Annotated in this window: 3 protein-coding genes and 1 pseudogene; all 4 read left to right on the plus strand. The window is 48.8% G+C overall.

Annotated features, from left to right (window positions below):
- Positions 1-1,146 (plus strand): annotated as a pseudogene (locus ACWVCM_RS00760) (hypothetical protein); the annotation flags it as partial.
- A 109-nt stretch (positions 1,147-1,255) separates the two neighbouring features.
- Complete coding sequence (gene rpsL, locus ACWVCM_RS00765) at positions 1,256-1,630, plus strand: 30S ribosomal protein S12 (RefSeq protein ID WP_455199783.1); 375 nt, start codon at positions 1,256-1,258, stop codon at positions 1,628-1,630.
- Between the two features lie 59 nt (positions 1,631-1,689).
- Entirely contained in the window at positions 1,690-2,160 is a 471-nt protein-coding gene (rpsG, locus tag ACWVCM_RS00770) for a 30S ribosomal protein S7 (RefSeq protein WP_455199784.1), read from the plus strand.
- Between the two features lie 40 nt (positions 2,161-2,200).
- Entirely contained in the window at positions 2,201-4,300 is a 2,100-nt protein-coding gene (gene fusA / locus ACWVCM_RS00775; protein WP_455199785.1) for an elongation factor G, read from the plus strand.
- Positions 4,301-4,399 lie beyond the last annotated feature (99 nt).

A 4,399-nucleotide genomic window follows, 5' to 3' on the forward strand; every position in this document is an offset into this window, starting at 1 on the left:
CCGCATACTCACCCGGTCATTACCGAGGTAGCGGGTGTTATCAAGTTCAACGACTTCATTGAAGGTGTCACGGTGCAACGTGAAATGGATGAGGTAACGGGTTTATCCAGTCTGGTCATTACCGATCCCAAGCAGCGCGGCACCAGTGCCAAAGATCTGCGTCCCATGGTGAAACTGGTGGATGAGAATGGCGACGATTTGAATATCGCCGGTAGTGATGTGCCAGCGCATTATGTTCTACCCGCGGGTGCGATTGTTGTTATGGAAGACGGCGGTAAAGCGGAAGTCGGTGATGTTATTGCACGTATTCCGCAAGAGTCTTCCAAGACACGTGATATTACGGGTGGTCTGCCACGGGTTGCCGAGTTGTTCGAAGCGCGTAAACCAAAAGAGCCTGCAATACTTGCAGAAATCTCCGGGGTTATCGGTTTCGGTAAGGAAACCAAGGGCAAGCGTCGCCTGATGATTACGCCTAACGAGGGTGAGCATTACGAAGAACTGATTCCGAAATGGCGTCACATTACTGCGTTTGAGGGTGAGCACGTCGAAAAAGGTGAAACCATTGCTGATGGCGCGCCGAATCCGCACGACATATTACGTTTGTTGGGTGTGGAAGAGATGGCCACCTATATCGCTAACGAGGTGCAAGAGGTTTACCGTCTACAAGGCGTAAAAATCAACGATAAGCATATCGAAGTCATCGTGCGACAAATGCTGCGCCGGGTGGAAATTAGTGAACCCGGTGATACCAAGTACCTCAAGGGTGAGCAGGTCGAAAAAGCTCAGGTGCTGGATTATAACGACGAAATGCTGGCGCGTGGTAAAGAACCCGCCAAATTCAATCCACTATTGCTGGGAATCACCAAAGCATCTTTGGCGACAGAATCGTTTATTTCTGCGGCGTCCTTCCAGGAAACAACGCGTGTGTTGACCGAAGCCTCGGTGAGCGGCAAGGTTGATTTTCTGCGCGGCTTGAAAGAAAACGTCATTGTAGGACGATTGATTCCAGCCGGTACAGGTCTTGCTTACCACCAGGACCGCCAGCGCAAGCGGCAACCTGAGGTTGAAGGTATGGCAGAACCACCGAGCACGGAAGAACCAACTACTTCCAGTGGTAGTGAGGAAGAAGAAGTGGTCAGTTCATAGCCGGCGACCGGCCGGCTAACACTTGACAGAACCGTCACTTACGCCTAAAATTCGCGCTCCCTGACAGGCGAGTTGTCTCGCCTGTTTTTTATTTTGGCCGGAGATCTGAATGCCTACGATTAACCAATTAGTACGAAAACCACGTGTAAAACAAGTGGTTAAGACAAACGTACCTGCTCTGGATGCTTGTCCACAGCGCCGTGGTGTCTGCACACGTGTATACACTACGACACCTAAAAAGCCGAATTCAGCACTACGTAAGGTGGCGCGTGTTCGATTGACAAATGGTCAGGAAGTAACCACTTATATCGGTGGTGAAGGCCATAATTTACAGGAACACTCGGTGGTACTGATTCGCGGTGGTCGTGTAAAGGATTTGCCGGGTGTTCGTTACCATACGGTGCGCGGTAGTCTGGATACTTCAGGTGTGTCCGATCGTAAACAGGGTCGCTCTAAATATGGAGCGAAACGACCAAAGGCTTAATACTGAATATAAGTTCTTTATTTATTAACAGAATCGAAAAAACAACTCAGGTATAGAGAATGGCAAGAAGACGCGTTGCAGCAAAACGAATTATTTTACCCGATCCCAAATTCGGAGATGGTACGGTTGCCAAGTTCATTAATATAGTGATGTTAAGTGGCAAAAAATCAGTTGCTGAGCAGATTGTTTACAGCGCGTTGGATCAGGTTGTCGATAAGTTAAAAGGTGAGCCTATTGAGATGCTTAACAAAGCATTGGATAACGTTCGTCCCATGGTAGAGGTAAAATCTCGCCGTGTGGGTGGTGCTACTTATCAGGTTCCCGTGGAAGTGCGTGCCGATCGCCGTACCACCCTGGCAATGCGCTGGATCGTTGATGCCGCCCGCAAACGCGGTGAAAAATCAATGGATCGTCGTCTCGCAGGCGAATTGCTGGATGCTGCTGATAACAAAGGTTCGGCAGTGAAAAAACGTGAAGACGTACATCGTATGGCTGAAGCCAACAAGGCTTTTGCTCACTATCGTTGGTAATTATCAGATTTTTAAATGTTATTTAGTGAGATCGTGAACCGTGGCCCGCAAGACACCAATCGAACGCTATCGAAACATCGGTATCATGGCGCATATCGATGCGGGCAAGACTACGACCACTGAACGCATCCTGTTTTATACCGGTATTTCTCACAAGATCGGCGAAGTTCATGATGGCAACGCCACCATGGACTGGATGGAACAAGAACAGGAGCGTGGAATCACCATAACCTCCGCGGCAACCACCTGCTTCTGGAAAGGTATGGATCAACAGTACCCGGAACATCGCATCAATATCATCGATACACCGGGGCACGTGGATTTTACCATCGAAGTCGAACGCTCTTTACGGGTACTCGATGGTGCTTGCGCCGTATTCTGTGCAGTGGGCGGTGTTGAGCCCCAGTCTGAAACCGTCTGGCGACAAGCCAACAAATACAGCGTGCCGCGCATGGCGTTCATTAACAAAATGGACCGTGCAGGTGCAGATTTCTTGCGTGTGGTTGGGCAAATCAAAGACCGCCTGGGCGCAAATCCAGTGCCAATCCAGTTAGCGATTGGTGCAGAAGAGAATTTCAAAGGCGTAGTGGACCTGGTTCGCATGAAAGCCATCATGTGGAGCGAAGCCGATATGGGCGCCACCTATGAATTACACGATATACCATCCGAAATGCAAGCGCAGTGTGAAGAATGGCGCGAGAAGATGGTGGAGTCTGCGGCGGAAGCCGATGAAGACTTGATGGAAAAGTACCTGGAGAACGGGGACTTGTCCGAGGAAGAGATTAAGAAAGGTTTGCGCATTCGCACCCTGGCCAATGAAATTGTGCCGGCCTTGTGTGGCTCTGCCTTTAAGAACAAAGGTGTGCAGGCGATGTTGGACGCCATCATTGATTTGATGCCTGGTCCGACGGATGTGGAATCAATCAAGGGCCACCTTGATGATAAAGATGAAACGATTGCGGAACGTCATTCTTCCGATGATGAACCTTTCGCAGCGTTAGCGTTCAAGATTGCCACAGATCCTTTTGTAGGAACTTTGACTTTTTTCCGGGTGTATTCCGGCGTGTTGAGTTCCGGTGATACCGTTTATAACCCGGTAAAAGGTAAAAAAGAACGCATTGGCCGTATTTTACAAATGCACGCCAATAGCCGGGAAGAGATTAAAGAAGTCCGTGCAGGTGATATCGCCGCGGCAGTTGGTTTGAAAGATGTTACAACCGGCGACACGCTATGTGACGTGAATAAGGTTATCACGCTGGAGCGTATGGAGTTTCCGGAGCCGGTTATTTCTGTTGCGATAGAGCCTAAAACCAAGGTTGACCAGGAAAAAATGGGCATTGCCCTGTCCAAGCTGGCACAGGAAGATCCTTCATTTCGAGTGCACACCGATGAAGAATCCGGCCAGACGATTATTTCTGGAATGGGTGAATTACACCTGGAAATCATTGTTGACCGTATGCTGCGTGAGTTTAAGGTTGGTGCGAACGTCGGTGCGCCTCAGGTAGCATACCGCGAAGCGATTACCAAAACGGTTAATTCTGAAGGGAAATACGTTAAGCAAACGGGTGGTCGAGGTAAATACGGGCATGTCTGGTTGCGTATTGAACCATCTGAGCCTGGCTCTGGATTCGAATTTGTCAATGAAATCGTTGGTGGTGCAGTGCCAAGAGAATATATCAGCGCCGTGGAAGCAGGTATCAAAGATCAAATGCAAAATGGTGTATTGGCCGGATATCCGATTGAAGATGCCAGGGTCGCTTTATATGACGGTTCTTACCACGACGTCGACTCCGATGAAGTATCGTTTAGAATGGCTGGCTCCATGGCATTCAGAAAAGGTGCATTAGAGGCCGGACCAGTGCTGTTAGAACCCGTTATGACCGTTGATGTCGTAACACCAGAAGATTATATGGGTGACGTGATGGGTGATTTGAATCGCCGTCGCGGTATCGTGCAAGGAATGGAAGATAGTGTCTCGGGTAAAAACATCAAGGCAGAAGTACCGTTAGCAGAAATGTTTGGCTATGCCACTGATTTACGTTCCATGAGTCAGGGACGTGCAACTTATTCGATGGAATTCAGTAAGTATGCTCAGGCTCCATCCAGTGTGTCTGAGGCAGTAATTAAAAAGGCTTCGTAACTTTAATTGTTGAATGACTAGATAGAACAGAAGGGGTATTCACCGTGTCCAAAGAAAAATTCGAACGAACGAAACGGGAAGAGAAAGAAGGAAGGAAGG

The organism is Kaarinaea lacus (genome assembly GCF_975902315.1).